This is a genomic window from Paenibacillus ilasis (assembly GCF_043195395.1).
GTDB classification, from domain to species: domain Bacteria; phylum Bacillota; class Bacilli; order Paenibacillales; family Paenibacillaceae; genus Paenibacillus_AQ; species Paenibacillus_AQ lautus.
On record NZ_JBHDJG010000003.1, the window covers coordinates 99600 to 116496 of the forward strand.

Annotated in this window: 19 protein-coding genes; 1 reads left to right on the plus strand and 18 read right to left on the minus strand. The window is 52.0% G+C overall.

The genetic code is table 11. The features are described from left to right. Positions 1 to 16: 16 nt before the first annotated feature. The 18 genes from ACETK5_RS24700 to ACETK5_RS24785 form a co-directional block, all read right to left on the minus strand. The gene (locus ACETK5_RS24700) at positions 17 to 964 is read right to left on the minus strand and encodes an NAD-dependent epimerase/dehydratase family protein (RefSeq protein WP_394058443.1); all 948 of its coding nucleotides are present in this window, start codon (positions 962 to 964) and stop codon (positions 17 to 19) included. Next, a complete protein-coding gene (locus tag ACETK5_RS24705; protein ID WP_394058445.1) occupies positions 946 to 1773 on the minus strand; it encodes a dTDP-4-dehydrorhamnose reductase family protein in 828 nt (275 codons plus the stop codon). The genes ACETK5_RS24700 and ACETK5_RS24705 overlap by 19 nt, the downstream gene beginning before the upstream one ends. Next, positions 1770 to 2756 (minus strand): polysaccharide biosynthesis protein, encoded by a 987-nt coding sequence (locus tag ACETK5_RS24710; protein ID WP_100540757.1) that lies wholly within the window; start codon positions 2754 to 2756, stop codon positions 1770 to 1772. The genes ACETK5_RS24705 and ACETK5_RS24710 overlap by 4 nt, the downstream gene beginning before the upstream one ends. Then, complete coding sequence (gene wecB / locus ACETK5_RS24715; protein WP_326115378.1) at positions 2746 to 3840, minus strand: non-hydrolyzing UDP-N-acetylglucosamine 2-epimerase; 1095 nt, start codon at positions 3838 to 3840, stop codon at positions 2746 to 2748. Before wecB ends, ACETK5_RS24710 begins: the two co-directional genes overlap by 11 nt. Before the next feature lie 151 nt (positions 3841 to 3991). Further along, positions 3992 to 5374 (minus strand): glycosyltransferase family 4 protein, encoded by a 1383-nt coding sequence (locus tag ACETK5_RS24720; protein WP_243390964.1) that lies wholly within the window; start codon positions 5372 to 5374, stop codon positions 3992 to 3994. Between the two features lie 167 nt (positions 5375 to 5541). Then, positions 5542 to 6666, minus strand: a complete 1125-nt coding sequence (locus ACETK5_RS24725) for a CgeB family protein (RefSeq protein WP_100540754.1) — start codon at positions 6664 to 6666, stop codon at positions 5542 to 5544. A gap of 47 nt (positions 6667 to 6713) precedes the next feature. Then, positions 6714 to 7805 (minus strand): CgeB family protein, encoded by a 1092-nt coding sequence (locus ACETK5_RS24730; protein WP_326115382.1) that lies wholly within the window; start codon positions 7803 to 7805, stop codon positions 6714 to 6716. Positions 7806 to 8008: 203 nt separating this feature from the next. After that, positions 8009 to 8317, minus strand: coding sequence for a hypothetical protein (locus ACETK5_RS24735; RefSeq protein ID WP_394058448.1), 309 nt, complete (start codon positions 8315 to 8317; stop codon positions 8009 to 8011). 7 nt (positions 8318 to 8324) lie between these two features. Next, positions 8325 to 8639: a hypothetical protein gene (locus ACETK5_RS24740; protein WP_100540751.1), complete on the minus strand. Its 315-nt coding sequence runs from the start codon at positions 8637 to 8639 to the stop codon at positions 8325 to 8327. Further along, complete coding sequence (locus ACETK5_RS24745; protein WP_394058450.1) at positions 8639 to 8965, minus strand: hypothetical protein; 327 nt, start codon at positions 8963 to 8965, stop codon at positions 8639 to 8641. Before ACETK5_RS24745 ends, ACETK5_RS24740 begins: the two co-directional genes overlap by 1 nt. 17 nt (positions 8966 to 8982) lie before the next feature. Then, positions 8983 to 9273 carry a nucleoside-diphosphate sugar epimerase gene (locus ACETK5_RS24750; protein WP_100540750.1) on the minus strand — a complete coding sequence of 97 codons (291 nt, stop codon included), beginning with the start codon at positions 9271 to 9273 and terminating at the stop codon, positions 8983 to 8985. A gap of 71 nt (positions 9274 to 9344) precedes the next feature. Beyond that, a complete protein-coding gene (locus ACETK5_RS24755) occupies positions 9345 to 10076 on the minus strand; it encodes a glycosyltransferase family 2 protein (protein ID WP_394058452.1) in 732 nt (243 codons plus the stop codon). Beyond that, positions 10073 to 10804 carry a sugar phosphate nucleotidyltransferase gene (locus ACETK5_RS24760; protein WP_326119840.1) on the minus strand — a complete coding sequence of 244 codons (732 nt, stop codon included), beginning with the start codon at positions 10802 to 10804 and terminating at the stop codon, positions 10073 to 10075. Before ACETK5_RS24760 ends, ACETK5_RS24755 begins: the two co-directional genes overlap by 4 nt. Further along, complete coding sequence (locus ACETK5_RS24765) at positions 10801 to 11562, minus strand: glycosyltransferase family 2 protein (RefSeq protein ID WP_100540747.1); 762 nt, start codon at positions 11560 to 11562, stop codon at positions 10801 to 10803. Before ACETK5_RS24765 ends, ACETK5_RS24760 begins: the two co-directional genes overlap by 4 nt. Continuing rightward, a complete protein-coding gene (locus ACETK5_RS24770) occupies positions 11559 to 12449 on the minus strand; it encodes a glycosyltransferase family 2 protein (protein ID WP_394058454.1) in 891 nt (296 codons plus the stop codon). The genes ACETK5_RS24765 and ACETK5_RS24770 overlap by 4 nt, the downstream gene beginning before the upstream one ends. Positions 12450 to 12636: 187 nt before the next feature. Beyond that, a complete protein-coding gene (locus ACETK5_RS24775) occupies positions 12637 to 13392 on the minus strand; it encodes a glycosyltransferase family 2 protein (protein WP_326115390.1) in 756 nt (251 codons plus the stop codon). A gap of 280 nt (positions 13393 to 13672) precedes the next feature. After that, positions 13673 to 14236: a WIAG-tail domain gene (locus ACETK5_RS24780; RefSeq protein WP_394058456.1), complete on the minus strand. Its 564-nt coding sequence runs from the start codon at positions 14234 to 14236 to the stop codon at positions 13673 to 13675. Between the two features lie 82 nt (positions 14237 to 14318). Further along, entirely contained in the window at positions 14319 to 15464 is a 1146-nt protein-coding gene (locus ACETK5_RS24785; protein ID WP_100540744.1) for a glycosyltransferase family 4 protein, read from the minus strand. A gap of 291 nt (positions 15465 to 15755) precedes the next feature. Here ACETK5_RS24785 and ACETK5_RS24790 point away from each other — a divergent pair, with 291 nt between their 5' ends. After that, positions 15756 to 16859, plus strand: coding sequence for a YheC/YheD family endospore coat-associated protein (locus ACETK5_RS24790; RefSeq protein ID WP_100540743.1), 1104 nt, complete (start codon positions 15756 to 15758; stop codon positions 16857 to 16859). Positions 16860 to 16897 lie beyond the last annotated feature (38 nt).

The window sequence follows — 16897 nt, forward strand, 5'->3', positions numbered from 1 at the left end:
TTTCTTATGAAGAGGATCACTGTACCTGTATTCTGGCATCATCCATAATATCGGCAAGCGATCGCTCCAGAAGGTATTGCGGACGCCATCCCAGCGCTTTGAGAAGCTCGGCGCCTTGCTGCCCACCTGTTCCCTTATTTAATGAATCCAATGAAAGAGAGGCGGATTCAGGGCCCCAATCCATGGGCACCGCCGTCTGGGTCTCCTTAAGCAAGCGCTCAGCCAGCTCTCCAAGCGTATGCTCTTCCCCCGATCCAATCGGATACGTCATGCCGGAAGAGCCGCTCTTCAGAAGTACGCCGTATGCAGCTACCGCATCCCGAACGTCCAGAAAGTCCCTTGATTCAAAACGGGAGCTGATACGGAACAGCGGTAGGGGCCTGCCCGCTTCACAACCGGCAATATACCGGGCAAGCAGCGTGCAGAACCCTGTCGATTCTCCAGGACCAATCAAATTGGATGGCTCTGCCAAGACGATGTGTTGGTTGAACATGCTATGCCAGGCCGCTGCCGACCAACTGGCAAAGGTTTTGCTAAGGCTGTACGGGTGAGGAACGGAGGCCGCGCCTTTTGCAGGATCCACGCTCAGTCTGGAACCAACCATCACCATCCGGCTGTCCGGACAGTGCTGCCGGACGGCCTCCAGCAGATAGATGGTGCCCATAACGTTACTCTCCATATAAGAGGCAGGATGCTTCCATGACTCCGAAGCTGAATTTTTTCCGGCTAAATGCAAAATATAATCAGGAAGGCTTCTTTTGATCAGGTCATTCACCTGCTCACGATCCTCCAGATGACACTCGGCGGATATGACACCTTGTATCGAATCCAGCGTTTTCTTATTCCTACCGGCAGCAACGACCGTGCAGCCCTGCCGAACGAAATAAGCGCAAGCATGTAAGCCTGTAAAACCTGTGGCTCCTGTGATCAGCAGTTTTTTGTTTTTTAATGTTTCTGCTGCCATTCGTACATCTCCTTTAACATTTGAACATAGCTCGGGAATGGATATGTTGCATCAAGTCGCGTGCTGCGCAGTGTCCGATCCTGAACAAAATCGTCGGTCGGGACCACAACCACATCGTGTTTCCCCCATATGTCCTTGAACAACAACAGCAATTCATATTTGCTTACCGGGTTCGGATGCCCTAGATGGATGAGACCTCCCACGTCCTTGTTCATGAAGAATTCGATCGCTTTGGCAAGCTCCAGCGTGGTAACGCCGTTCCATTGTACGGCCCGGTAGCCGGAAACCTCGCCCCGCTGCTTCATAAACCAGTTAAACAGGCCAATTCCGCTCTGCCGGATTTCAGGTCCGATGATTGAGGTTCGAATGGTCAAGTGATCCGGGTCTTGGACCTCGCCCAGCGCTTTGGTTACCGCATAGGAAGTTGCACCATCGGGAAGATCATCTTCCCGATAGCCTCCCTTGGTACCCAGAAACACGCAATCCGTGCTGATATGAATAAGTCTCGCTGAAATGCTACCCGCTAAATTTCGCAGACGATGAGGCAAAAATCCATTGATATGATATGCGTTTATTTTGTCTTCTTCAGCTCGTTGATTCAAGACGCCTACGGCGTTGATGATGATATCCGGCCAAACCGCCTTAACCATATGCTCCACAGCACTCATATCGGTTACATCCAGCACCAGCCCTTGTGAATCACTTCTGTCCCGGGTCGTATAAAAGACATGATGCTTGCCGGATAACTGAAAGTACTGTACAAGCATATGTCCCGCCATGCCATTTCCCCCGAGAATGAGCATCTTCATGGCAAGAATCCTCCGCGGCGCAGAATATCCCGTATTTCGTCCTTGGTCATCAATTGATGCTCCGAGCTGAAGCTGTTGAAAGACACTTTGGACAGGTGTTGATAACGCTCATTCAGACCAGGAATCTCGAGAGTCGGTAATATGACCAAATATTCATCATCGTAAACAACGGTAGTCAGGCTTTCAAAATCACTCATGAGGATTTCATGGATCTTCTCTCCCGGACGAATTCCGGTTTCAACCACGGAGACGTCGCTGCGACCCGAAGCTTCTATAAGCACTTCCGCCAAATCCACGATGCGGCAGGTCGGCATCGTCATAACAAAGATTTCACCGCCGATGCTTTCAATCGACGCTTTGAACAGCAAGGAGATCGCGTCCTTCAAGGTCAGGAAGAAACGGGTCATGTTGTGATCGGTAATGCTGATCTGTCCCTTTTGCCGAATCTGATTCTTGAATACATGAACGACGCTCCCGTTCGTTCCGAGAACATTGCCGCCCCGCACGCAGACGAATTTAGTGTGCGTACTCAACAGATTAGCATACACGATCAGTTTTTCGCCAATCGCCTTGGTCATGCCGTAAAAGTTGGATGGATTTGCAGCTTTATCCGTTGAAATATATATCACTTTTTTCACTTGATTTTCAATAGCCGCCTCAATGACATGCTGGGTGCCTACCACATTGGTTTTCAAAGCTTCATAGGGATGCTCTTCACATACAGGAACATGTTTTAGCGCCGCAAGATGAAATACGTAATCAACATCCTGGCAGGCTGCCGTAAGAGCTTCCTTGTCGCGGATGTCTCCAATTCGGAAAGTGAGTCGCGGATCTTCAAACTCACGGTCCATAGCCACCTGCGTGGCTTCGCTTCTGGAATAGACGATGACCTGCTTAGGATTTAGCGGCAGAAGCTGGCTGATCAGTTCATGTCCCCAAGAGCCTGTGCCGCCAGTCACCAAAATCCGTTGATTAGTGAACATTCACTTTCCCTCCAAGCACATATTTTACGACGGTACGCGACACATTGTCCGCTAAATAGCCCTCCGGGCACTTCCAGTCGCGACTCAATTGAGTCATCAATTGGACCGCTCCATGGATCCGGTCCGCGCTCAGGCCGGAAACGATGTTGCTTCCGCAATCCACAGTCTCCGGTCGCTCCGTCGTCCGCCGAACCGTCACTGTGGGTACGTGCATGATGCAGCATTCCTCTTGTACCGTGCCGCTGTCGGTGATGGCACAAAGAGCGTCCTTCTCGAGCCTCACAAAATCAAAAAAGCCAAAAGGCTCGTGGAATTCAATAAGCGGATGAAGACTGACCTCCTTCGCCCCTTCAAGGCGCGAAGCCGTCCGGGGATGCAGGCTGCATATGAGCCGGTGTCCGAACGTTTCCGCAACCGCGTTTAACCCATTTAAAATTTCCTTCAAATTCTCAGGTCGGTCCACATTCTCGGAGCGGTGTACCGTAACCAGAAAATATTGCTGAGGCGACAATGACAGCTGCTCCATGATCCGGCTTTGATTGACCTGAGCTTCATAATGCTTCATTACTTCATAGATCGGGTTCCCTGTCAGAACGATGCGTTGACTCGGTACGCCCTCGCGAAGCAGATGATTCTTACTGTAGTTCGTGTAAGGCATATTGATGGAGGATACCGCATCAATGACTTTACGGTTCTTCTCTTCAGGCACATCAAGATCAAAGCAGCGGTTCCCCGCTTCCATATGGACCACGGGGTATCCCAGACGCTCAGCCAGCACGGCGCAAAGCGCGCTGTTTGTATCGCCCAGCAGCAGTACGGTATCGGGCTGCTCCTGCTCCAATATTTCTTCCATGCGGCTGAACATCACGGACAGCTGGCCACCGAGCGTCGCCTGGCGGTCCTGAAGGACGTAATCCGGACTGCGGAGTCCCATTTCCGAGAAGAATACCCCGCTCAAAGTATTCGTAAAATTTTGCCCCGTGTGCACGAGTACATGCCGCGTTGCATACTGGTCTAGAAGAGGAATGATCAAGCTTAATCGGATAATTTCGGGCCTCGTACCCAAGATTGTCATGACTTTCATATCGGATTCTCCCTTGCCAAGTTAATCACAGATCCGAAGGCGATCTTTCCGCAGCACGACCATTCTTCCCTTATTCTTGAGATGGCAGAGCGGAGGCGTGTCTGCTTTCAAATATGTCAAACGCCTGATCCGACTCTACCATTCCCTCGTCTTATGCCTTCCGTCGCCTTGCGGACGTTCTGCGTTGTCTAAGCTTTGATGCCCGTCGCCTGGTCGGTTTTCCTTCCGTTCTTCTGGTTCTCGTGCGAGGTAATTTCCGGCGCAGTCCCGCTCCGCTGCGTTTCTTCCGGGTTCGCCTTCCCTGGTTGTGCCGTCTCGTCGGAGCAGCCTGATGCTTCGCCGTCCTTGCCGTCGCCTGGAACCACCCCGGATGCTCATTCATCCACCGGGAAACCATCTCGTTCACCCGCACCTGATACATCACAGGACCATAAACAGCCTGCGCTTTCATTCGGTTCTGCATCCCCAAGGAAACTCCCTGATCCGGTTGATCCAGTATGAACCTTACTTTCTCCGCCAAAGAGTCCGTGCTTCCTGGGTCAGCTAGCAGATGCGCACAGCCGACAGCTGTCAACACTTCCTGGAGTCCCCCTGATGCATAGGCAACGACCGGCTTCCCGTACATCAGGCCCTCCAGTGCCGTCAATCCGAATCCCTCCGGTACCACGCTCGGAACGACAACAACATCAAGCGCACAGTACACCTGAGAGATGTCATCCTGGGGACCGGCGAATATGAATCGGTGCTGAGCCCCTGACCAAGCAATCCGATCGCGGCACAATCTCTCATAGTCCAGGTCCAACACGCTGCCTACAATGAGAAAGACAGCGTCCGGATAGGCATCCTTGAGCGAAAGCGCCATGTCGATGAAATGATGAACCCCTTTGCTCTCGATCAGAAACGACGAGATCATCCCTATTAAGGGTCTGTTCGATGTGATCCCAAGCTTCTCCCGGTAGGCGGCCCTCCATCCCGGCCATGCTTCCTGCTGAATGTCAGACTCGCTCCAGGATGGAGGAAGAACCGTCATCTTCGACTGCCTCACTTCCGGCGGGAAGCTCTCGGCTACCGACTCGGAAATACTGATGATCCAACTGCTGTACTGATGGATTAACGAAGTGGACAAATGGGCATACCCGTTATTCGTAATTTTCTCTGTCAGCTGCCACATCACGGGAATCCCGAGTCGTTTTCCGGCAGCCGCCGGCATAACATGAACGCAGGTATTGGTAAGGATCACCTGAGGTCCTTCACTTGCTATCCATTTCGTCAAGGCCCGGAATACAGGTGTTGTCATTAACTTATCCGCTTCGTTCATAAGATGGGCACCAGGTGTATATACACTGTAGAGCAATGGGATTTTGTAGATTTTCACCAAAATCCCGGATTGTCTGGCCAGCATGGTCAGTCGGCCTTCATTCGGTGCAACCAGAACACATTCGAAGAATGGAGACAACTGCCCGCAGAAGAACAAAAGCAGCTTCTCCGCTCCCGTAATGCTTGACGGATTGGATACGTGTGAAAAAATCAACATTTTCGGTTTAAAGGCCATCGGTATCGCCCGCATCTTCAGTAACCGTGATTCTCGCAGTACCGGATGCGATCCACCTCCTTTTCACCCAGTTGGTACAATATATTAGGGAGACAAAGATACCGCAACGACGCTTGTTCCCCCAACATTCATCTATTTCTGTGTACCGATTAAGGGAAGATGACCGAGAACAACGTATTCAGCCGATGTGCATAGGTATGCTCCTGATAAGTTCTCTCCAGCGCGCGATGGGCGATATCTTTACGAAGCTGATCGTTAGTCAGGTAATACTCGATTTTCTCCAGCAGTTCGCCTTGCGATCGGTACGTATCGATCTCAACCCCCGGTGTGTAAAAACGCGCCAGATCTGCACGCTCATCACAGAGTTGAAGCGTTCCGCAGGCACTAATCTCAAACGTACGGGGGTTCGGGGAAGCCGCTGGAATATGACCGCTATTTTGATTAATATCATCGTCATCTACCGCACGATGCAGATTGATGATGATCTTGGCGCTGTTGTATACGTCTGCCGTTTCCGCAGGCCCCATCCACTTGTTGATCTCGATTCGGTTGTTATATCGCCCATATCCCGGGAATCGTTCCCACCAATTGCCGTTAATAAATGTGCGGCGCGCCATCAGTTGATCCATAATGGGTTCAAAGAACTGAATCCGTTTCGGATAGGCTGTACCGACGAAACCGATATCGCGTGTTGCCGCTCCAGGCTTGGCGATCGGACGGTAATGGCCGGGGAATGCAGCGAACGGCAAATAATGAACCTGAGCACAGCCCAAGTTCTGATAATGGGCTACACAGTTCAACTCCAGCGTAAATACATAATCATAGTGATGAATCCAGCCTAATGTCATATCGGTATAATACGGATCGTCGGTCATCCAGACGGCCGTCCGAATTCCCATGGCCCGGACGGCATCCATCTGCTCCACTGGCAGATACATGCCGTCCAGTACCAGCACTAGATCCGGTCTGGTGCGACTTGCTTCCGCTGCTACATCCTGCTTCGCATCTGTCAGCGTAAGCTGACGTACCATGCCATGCAGCGTGCCAATGATCGCCTCGTCAATCGGCGAATAGGGAAATCCTTTTCCCGAGCTGACAAACAAAACATGGATCTCCCGCACAGGCGGGGTGAATACAATCCGGTTGACAATGCCTTGTGATTTCCCCCGGAAATACCCTTCATCGTATCCCGCTTGAAGACCGGCACTCCTGCCTCGTCCATATGCATCGGATACGGCGGACCGACGTGGTCCTGTAACTAAACTTTTAGGCATCCGCTTTGCTCCTCCCTGATATTTGCTTGAACGAAAACAAGTTCATCCTATCGATTGGCCTCAATCAATGTCAGAAGTTCAGGCAGTCGGTGAACATACGTATGTCTTGTCATCGTCGTCTGAAGCGCCCGCTGCGCTATACTTCTACGCTGATCCTCTTGAGAAAGATAATAGGAAATCTTATGTTTCAATTCCGGAACGGAGCCAAAGGTCTCGATATCGATTCCTGGCGTATAATACTGGCTCAGATCCTCACGGATATCCGTGATCTGAAGCGTACCGCAAGCATTGATCTCAAAGGTGCGCGGATTGATCGAACGTCCCGGAAAATTCAGGCTGTTGCGGTTGTCGTCACCGCTTTGGGTCGGCCGGTGCAGGTTGATCACAATTTTGGCGCCGTTGTAGAATTTCACGGTTTCTGCAGGCGGAATGAAGCCGCTGTACACAAACGGAGAGAGCTCTTTATAACGGGCAAGTCGCTCCCAGAAGCCTCCGATAATACGAACCTGCTTCCCTTTCAAGAACGGGGCCAATTCATCAAACAGTGCCGCACGGTTGCGAAACGCGTTGCCAATGAAGCAAATGTCAGAACGATAAGCCGGCCCTGCCATCGTAGGGGTAAACAGTTCCGGATGAACGCCAAGCGGAAGATAAAACACTTCTTTCACTCCGACGCTCTGATACAATGGAACACAGCTCAGCTCGTGCGTGAACACAACATCAAAATGCTGTGCCAACCCCGGTGTCTCCTCCGTGAAATAAGGGTCATCCACAAACCAAATGGCCGTCCGGAAGCCGAGGTTCCGAAGCTGATTCATCGAATGGCGAAAATCCTCCGGAAATACGTGCAAGCCGTTCATGACCAGAATGATATCCGGCATTTGCTGCAGGGCCACCTCCACCACTTGTTCCGGCGGCACCACGATACATTCCCGAACGATTCGGCCAAGTCCCTTGACCACCCCTTCATCAATGGACTCAAAGCCTTGGGGGACATACAGAATTTTCAGATCGAAATATGGTGAGGGCTCGACTGGAATACGTTCCATCAGCGCACGGCACCCCCCCAAACGGTACCCTTCACTGTAACCTGCCTGGTAGCCCTCCTTCTGACCTGTACGAAACGATAAGCTCACCATCTTCACCCTGTCTCTTATGGGATTTACAAAGGTTCATATAACTATATGCCGAGAGGACGAATGCATCATGGACGACTGTCCCTTGGACCGGGAATTTGGCGTATGCCCTTACGTATCGCCCCCTTGAAAACGGCAAGGAAAAAATAAAAAAGAGCGGTCTTTCACGGATCCGAAGCCTTCCGTGAGAGCCGCCCTGTCCGCCTTCATACGGGTGCAGGAGGGGTTTGCCCGTCTTCATAACCTTTTGCAAATCCCGATTTAAATCCTTCGTCATATGCCTGATTATAACCTTGGTTAAACGCTTGGGATGAGGCGGGATAGAACACGCGCCCTCCTCTTCGTAACCGATAGCGACTTCGAATCCCGCGGCGTTTACGCAAACTCAAGCTGCCGCCACGACGCTGTCTGGCACCTTTAACAACCTTCAAGCGTCTTACAGCCAAGGATCGTCTCTTGCTGCTGGCAGGACGTGCACGTCCACTCTTTCGTAAACCCGTTAGTTTTACTTTCATCCTATCATTAACCTCCCGAGTGCGTGGTTTGTTCCTGGTCTACTATACCGTTGCATGCAATCCTTCCGGCTGCAAGCCATGGGGAAGAAGGAGATCCCCGTTTCGTTCGGTTCAGCGGTATGCCTGTCAGCATCTCCGTCATGACCGACTGGTAACCGGTTAAAAGCCGGATATTCTCAGCAAGCTTTCGCGAAGTCACGTCGGAATGGGCCGAGACCTCGGCGATATTCTCCAATATGCCGGCCAATGCCTCTTGGCTTCTGGCGATGGATGAAATCATGGCTACCCTTGCTTCATGTTCCCGGTGGGTGCGTGTAATCATTAGTCCGAATCTCCAAACTCAAATTCATCAAAACCTCCGCTTGCAGCCTGTTCATCGGTACCTAAAGCCACACGCAGATTCCGGCAGAGCCCTGATCCGATTCGGGTCAGTCCTTCAATCTGCTCCACGATTTGCTCATGCATCACCAGCGAGTCCTTCAATCCGCCGGTAGAGGGATCCTGCGACAGTACCCATTCGCGAACCTTTTCAGCTTCGACAGCCTTCCCCTCCAGGATCAGAGAGGTCTCGCGCTGAATGGTAACGGCTGCTTCCAGCATTCGCATCAAAGACTCTTCTTTGCTCACCTGCATTCCCGCCTCTGTCATCCGGTAAGATTACCGGGTTATTCTTCCTCTTGGTCTCTCAGTTCCTTTAACACGATCTCCAGGCTATCCGCTGCGGTTTGCTGCAGATCCGCCATGGCGTTCAAATAAGAAACGATACTGCGATTGATTTGTACCGTCTGTCCTCCTGATGATTTCGGTCCTTCTGCGAGCTGAAATTCATATTCAGGAAGTGAATGTATAATTTGAGCCATGCGAACAGCAGCATGGCGCTGAGCTTCCAAAATCCGGGCCAGCTGCTGTTGAGAATGCGAAAGATGGGCTATCATATCATCGATTTTGCTCTCCACGTCGGTACTCCCCTTCACTCTTCTATCGGTTCAGCATATGCGGAGAACGGATTCTCCGTGCAAAATTCAAATCATAACTTTCCGCTTGCAAATAGGAATGACGCCTCGATCTGTAACCTCTGTTCCGCGGGTATCCGTTCAAGCCATTTGTGCATATGGTCTTCCGCGGAAAGGATCTCTTCATCCCACATACCGATCTCTGCCGGGAGCGAACGCCTGAAGAGCAGACAGCTTAATGGATTGGACAAGGAACCCGACGGAGCGGACTTCTCCTCATCCGCCCATGCTGCTCCTAACCCCGCTGCGTCCGAACTGGCATAGACCATTTTTAAAGCAGGCTCACGCTCAAGCTCGCTCACCAGAACCCCAAGCCAGTTATCCATGTGTGGTAAAACATTGGCCAATATGGCGATGTACTCGCCAAGTGACGCTGAAATCGCCTTGTTCACTACACAGGCAAGATGATCTCCGCTATTCCCTTTGATGTGACGCACGACTCCTCTACGATCATGAATATACAGCCTCGTATTTGCTGTGGCCCCGGCATCGGCAACAAGCACCTCATAGAGATGGGGAGTCATCGTCTCAATATGCTGTATAACTTGAGCCACTGTATCATGGTGAGAATCCGCAGGGATAATAATGCTTGTTCCTTCGAACACAATGCCCCGGTCCTCCTGCCCAAGCTTTAGCCCGAGAGCATAACCGGCCTGATAACCGGCTCGGTAATGCTCGCCCGAAACTCCCCCCTCTCGCCGCTCTCCAGTATAGACTGTAACCCGTACGGCACGCCGTTTTTTCATGGCAATTCATCCTTCATATGCACAGCCGCCTCCTGCAACGATTCAAAGGTGCCGGCATCGCACCACCACTGCTGCAGGATGTCATAGATTAATGTGCCGTTGGCTGCATAAAGATTGTTGACATCGGTAATCTCCAATTCCCCTCGTTCTGACGGACTGATTCGGCTGATGATATCAAATACGCTATGATCATACATATATATTCCCGTCACCGCATGACGGCTCCGGGGATTTACAGGTTTCTCCTCAATGAAGAGCAATTTTCCGCTTCCATCCTCCGCAAATACGGGTACGCCATACCGATGCGGGCTATCTGTAGGACTGAGCAGTACCATAGCCGTACCGGAAGGCTGCTGTACATAATGCTGAATGAACGGCTTTAAATCGTCCTGAAAGAGGTTATCGCCCAGCAGAACAACGAATTTTTCCCCGTGAGGAATAAACCCTTTCGCAAGCTCCAACGCCTCCGCAATTCCGCCTGCCTGCTCCTGCACCTTATAGGTCAAATTGACACCGAAGCTCCGTCCGTTCTCCAAATATTCGGCGTACAGGCCAACCGATTTGGAGCCGGTAATCAATAAAATATCATCGATGCCCGCCTGATGCAGCTTGTGTATTCCATATGCAATCATCGGATGCTTTCCTACCGGAAGCAGGTGCTTATTCATATATTTCGTCAGCGGAAGCAGTCGGGTGCCGTTCCCCCCTGCCAGCAATACGCCCTTCATGATGCGTCACCTCTCTCCTCGATGAATTGTAATGGATCAACATTCCACTTCTCTACAAACCGTCTCCGGTTCCGTTCAATCAACTCCTGGAAACCACTCGGGAACCGGGTTCGGAAGCTTGCACTCCCTTCATGATGCACCAGCACATTGCCTGCCACCAGCAGCTTGAACCCAGCAAGGCGAGCGCGATAGCAATAATCATCATCCTCATAGTGTCCGGGCGAGAACATCTCATCCAGGTATCCCACCCGATCCATGACCGCGCGCTTGAACAAATAGCATAATCCCACGATGCGATTCACTTCGTGCCACAGTCCCGGATTCGGTACATTCCAGCGTTCTGCCTCCTGGATGTAGCCTGTTCTGTCCGTATACTCTACCTTCACCTGCTGGATACCGCTTGCGTAATTCGTTACAGGCCCCACGACCCCGATCTCTTCCTTGCTGTATAACGCTTCTTGCAATAACGTCAGCCACCGCGGCGAGACAAATACATCATTGTTCAGCAGCAATAGCTGATCTCCCAAAGCCAACCGGAGACCATGGTTACACGCGATGGGGAAGCCGGTGTTTTCCGGCAGCGAGACAAGCAAAAGCCCTTCCCGTACACAATATTCACCGGTTCCATCCCGCGAGCCGTTGTCCACAACGATAATCTCGTAGGGGACATCGGTGTATGCACGGATATGGTCCACACAGGTGCGGAGCAGATGCAGTCCGTTATACGTGGGAATAATAATACTCGTTAGTCCGCTCATAGGCTGTTCCTCCGTAAGGATAATTCCGCCCGTGACACCTGTCCCCATTGAAGGCGCCCGCCAAGGTCTTTCATCGTTTCTCCTAGGGCTTCGATATGATCGCCAATGATCAGCTTTGCCACTGGATTGTCCTTACCCCGATTCGTCTTTCTTCGCCGGTTTACGCTCAAAACATCCACGGTTTGTACCGCTTCAATCCGAAGTCCATGTCTTATGGCCAACGTCTGGGCTCTGGGTGGGACAGAAAGATTCGCATAACCGATGCGCTCCAGCGCCTGCCTTGTCATCGCATGGGGAATAGCTGTTAGCGAATTGGCCTCCAGATCGTCACGTCCCAGCATGCGGTTGAGAAATGTTTTACAGCGGGTAACCTCATCTTGGCGGCTAAATTCCGGCAGCAATGGCATGATATCGTTCAATGCCACATCCACTCCTCGATCTGCCGCAAGCAGATAGGAACTCAGTTTTTCCGCAGGCACCGGCATATCCCCGTCCATGAACAGAACGACGTCCCCGGTGCTCATCTTGGCCCCTAAGGCACGGGCCACATCATGTCCCAGCCGTTCGGGAATGTGGATCACCGTAACTCCTTCAAATGCACGCGCTGCCGAGTACGTATGATCATGGCTCCCATTCTCGACGACGATGATTTCATGAAATGGAAGTCGTTTTAGCTCTCGCAGCACCATCGGAATGGAACCCGCTTCGTTGCAGGCGGATACGATTACGGAAGCTCGCCCTTTCAGAGGCGGCAGCAGCGGTGCCGGGATCGACTGCCTGGAACCTCTGGCGTATCCGCGTCGGAACGATTCCGCCACGCCGGGCAGAACGTGATAGAGTTGACGTTGGGGAATTCCGCTGGAAGCCAGCCATTGACCAAAAGCCATGGATGCTTCCCTTTTGGATGCTCCCCGTCTTCTCCCGGACAGACCTCCCGCACTCAGTGCGAGCCGTTCCCAACGACTGTTCCGTATTAAACGGTACGCTACCACCCGTGAGGAACCTTTTCTTAAACGTCTTCGGCTTTTAGATCCTGATCGACTTATCTTTTTATGAACCCATCTTTGCACGTGCTCACCTCACCACGCTCCGTCTTCGTCCACCATCGTGATATCCGCCTCGGACACCACGCTCTGCCATCACGGCTTCCAGTGCTTCCAAATGATCGCCAAGCACCAGCATTTCCAGCGGATCTCCGCCCGCGATTCGACCGGGATTCAAGCGTCCGACTTCTACGCGATAAACCGCCTCCACACGCAGCCCCCGGTTCACTGCAGCCGCTTGCGCTTTCGGCGGAATGGACAGCTCACTTGCACCGATCGTCTCCAGCGCCCGACGGCTTAAGGCATGCGGTACGGCTGTCATGGACGCACCCCGCAAATCAGACCTTCCAAGCATCGAATTTAATGTATATTTCGCAAGAATAACCCGGTGAACCGGCTGCCGATCGATAGGACCGGTATAATCGTTCAAGGCCACATCAACGCCGGATTGAACCGCCTGGACGAAAGGCCTTAACTCACCGGAGGGAATAACCATATCGCTGTCTGTAAAAAGAAGAATTCGTCCTTTAGCTGCTTGAGCGCCTACACTTCGTCCCACATCGTGTCCAAGCGGCTCCGGAAAAGACAACACCTTGGCTCCCATCCGTTCTGCGACAACAGCGGTCTGATCCTTACACCCGTTCGCAACAACGATAACCTCCGTTTCGGGATGAACCGCCCGTGCTTCTGCTATGACCGCGGAAATCTTACCGGCTTCATTCATAGCGGGAATAATGACAGACACGTAAGGATGGGGATGATTCTCCCGTGGGATCTGTGGTTCCATAGGACGGTAGGTGGTAGGATTAGCGGGTGGCTGCAACGATTCCCTGGAAGGACGCCGAGAAACCGACCTTCTTCGGGGCCTTAACCGCTGCACATTGCGCATACTTGCACTCCTCCTCCCTCGTAACGGTCACTTGCTCCTTGGCAATCTATCCTATTGTATGTTTGCTCTCCTTCACCGTAACGGCATATGTACGGTTATACCCCAACGCTTATCCCCATCCGCTATCTGTACATACAAAAAGGGCGGGGAGTAAGCTCCCTGCCCTTTTTGTACGATCCTATTGCCCGCCTATCGCTATCCATGATAACCATCCGGCTGCAAGCGGATTGCCTGCGGACCTTGTGATGCCGACCATCGCCTGAAGCTCATTCCGTGACCTGACCCCCGCTTGAAACCCGGGGTCGCTGCATGATACCACCATGACATAATTTTCATCGGCATAAGGGGACGGGAGCGAGACGGCAACATCGATGGTGTCCACGCCTTCAGGAAACATGAAGGGCATATCGCCAAACTGCTGCATTAACGGCCTGTCAGGCATCCCTTGTACCGGATTAAAGCTCAAATGCGCCAAGTCCACCGAATGGCTTGCAATTTTAGAGGAAGTAATCGATTCAGGGGATAGATGAATGCTATATACAGAATAGTCTTCAATCGCCTCGCTTCTTACACTGCGATGTCGAAGATGAGCCGAGTCAATCGTATCATCGGCCAACTCATATTCGGCCGTACCACCACGATCAATACCCGTTCTGTTCGCGGATGTCTTGAGACGGCCAGGATATCGCCGGTACGGTCTCTTCCCTCTTCCCCTGGTGATCATCCTTCTGGCTTTGTTCACTGTCGGCTCTCTCCTCTGCTTCTAATCGTTACTTCATCCTATTCGGCAAGGGGGGCGCCTGCCACTGTTCCATCGGATACCCTCAGATGGTTTGCATCAAATGAACCCAGCGCTCGGCCGTATGATCCCATCTGAAGCGCTGCCGCACCGTTTCGCGACCGGCCATTCCGATCTGTCTTCGAAGATTTTCGTCCTGTAGCAGAGTGTTAATCCGCTGCGCAAGTCCGGCTGGAAAATCATCGCTCTGGACCAAATACCCCGTCACTCCGTTTTCCACAATTTCCGGAATTCCTCCGGCACTTGAAGCGATTACCGGCACGCCTGCAGCCATGGCTTCGACATTTACAAGCCCAAACGCCTCTCTGGGTGCAGATGGAACCACTACGATGTCTGCAAGCGAATACCAATCCGCAATGGCCGGGTATGGTACAAAGGGGCGGAAGTTTACCCAATGTTGGTATGGTCTTGCAGTTCTTTTCAATTCCCGTACATAAGCGGTTTCCCGATCCGATCCGTATCCGGCGCTCCCGATAATGAGCAGCAGCACATCCGGATGCTTCTCCATGATCTGCGGCAGTGCTTCCAGCAAATGGTGAACGCCTTTATCCGGAATCAGTCGTCCGGCAAACAGGATGATGCGCCGCCCGCTCCATCCGTAATGAGCAAGTCTGGCTTCCCGCAATGCCTTGGCTGCCGGGCTGAAGGGCGGAGTAAAATGCTCCAGACTGACTCCGAGATGATTAATCGTAATTTTATCCGACAGCTCTGGATGTCTTATCGTGATATCTTCCAGCAAAAAACGGCTGTTCACCACGATGCCGTCCATCCACCTGGCAATGTTCCCAAAGCGCTGCTCGCTCATATACGGAGGCGATATAAAGGTATTGGAGTGGAGATTAAGTACAGTCTTTACATCCGGGAGATGCATCTTCAGACGCTGTGCTAACAGCGGGCGATTGTGTACTTCGATAATATCCGGTCTCCATTTCTGAAGCCTCCGCAGCAGGGAAGGATAATAATTCGCTCCCGATGGCAGGCGGTAACACGGAACGCCGTTGATCGTGTCTTTTGAAGGGAGTCCTTTTCCAAGCACTCCGAATATGCGCACATCCATGGCTCCCTGTGCCAATGGAATCGTCTGCTCCACTACACGCTCGACCGAGCTGCTCCTCCCCGAAGGAATAACAAACGACCCCGGCGTCACAACTGCCACCTTCCGCAAACCCATAACTCCACACCCTTCTCACAACTTATCTATATGAAAAACCACTACTGATATATCATAGGTACCCATCCCCTTGATACCAGCAGTGTTTCATTGCCCTAATTCAAAATAACGCATACCTGACATGTGTATGGCCTGATACCTTAACATATACCGAATCAGGGTCAATTGGTGACTAATCTCCGGTAAAGATTAGGCCAACCACGGGCGACACCCGTCCATCCAGGACAAACTTCCTCCTGCATAGGATGTGGTACAAAGACTCCATGATCTATGGTAACAAGGAGGATGACCATGCATCCGGAATTTGTCGGCATTCTGCTCAACAACAACACGTATCGCAGAATTTCCAGCGGGAGAATCGGCACTGAATCACTGGCTAACTATGAAGAAGCCGCTGCCATGTACGGACTGGTTCCTTGTTTTTTTACCATTCATCATATTTCATTGGATACCGGAATGGTGACAGGATATATACCCATTCCATCCGGGTATCGCCGTGTCTATATTCCCATTCCGCGGGCTATCCATATGCGCGCCATCTACCACAACCGACGCGAACTCAAGCGGATCGAGGATCTGATCAAACAAGGAATCTTTGTGTTTAACGGCCGTACGCGCTACGGCAAGGATACGATACACCATATGCTGGAACAGGATTCGGGATTATCGAATGCCTTGCCGCATACGGTAAAGGCAACGCCCGTCTCCATTCGCTCCATGCTAAGCCAGCATGGTGACCTCGTCTTAAAACCATGCAGCGGCAGCATCGGCATCGGTATTATGCGGCTGAAAAGAAGCACCGGGCACAGTCAGCTGACGTATTCCCGCTCCTCCCCATCGGCTAAAGGATGGAGAACCGTAACGTTAGCCGAGGGCAAGCTTCATCCTCTTATCTACCAGAGAATCAAGCGTGCGCCCTTTCTGGCGCAGGAGCGGATCCCGCTGGCAGAATACAGGGGACGTCCCTTTGACATCAGGGTCACGGTACAGCGGGGAGGCAGCGGCAGCTGGGAAATCGCGGGCATGTTTGCCAAAACCTCGCCGCCTCAAACCTTCGTCTCCAACATCGCGCAGGGGGGCTCCGCCTATCAGGTACCTGACATTCTAACCCGCTGTATGCCGAATGCCCCTGTTGGAGAAACCCTCGAGCGCATTGCGGAATTCTCCCTGCATATCGCCCGGATCCTGTCCCTGTTTATTCCGTATGCTGCCGATTTTGGACTGGACATTGGGATCACCGAAGATGGAAGGCTCTATTTCATTGAGTGCAACGGCTGTGATCAACGGTATGGTTTCCTGGAGGCCGGCATGGGAGAAGCGTGGAAGAACTCGTATCGGAATCCAATGGCTTTTGTCCGCTATCTCTACGATAACGATACCTGGCCCCCGCATTGAGATAAACCGAATGCGTTGGCGTTGATGCTTACGGTTTG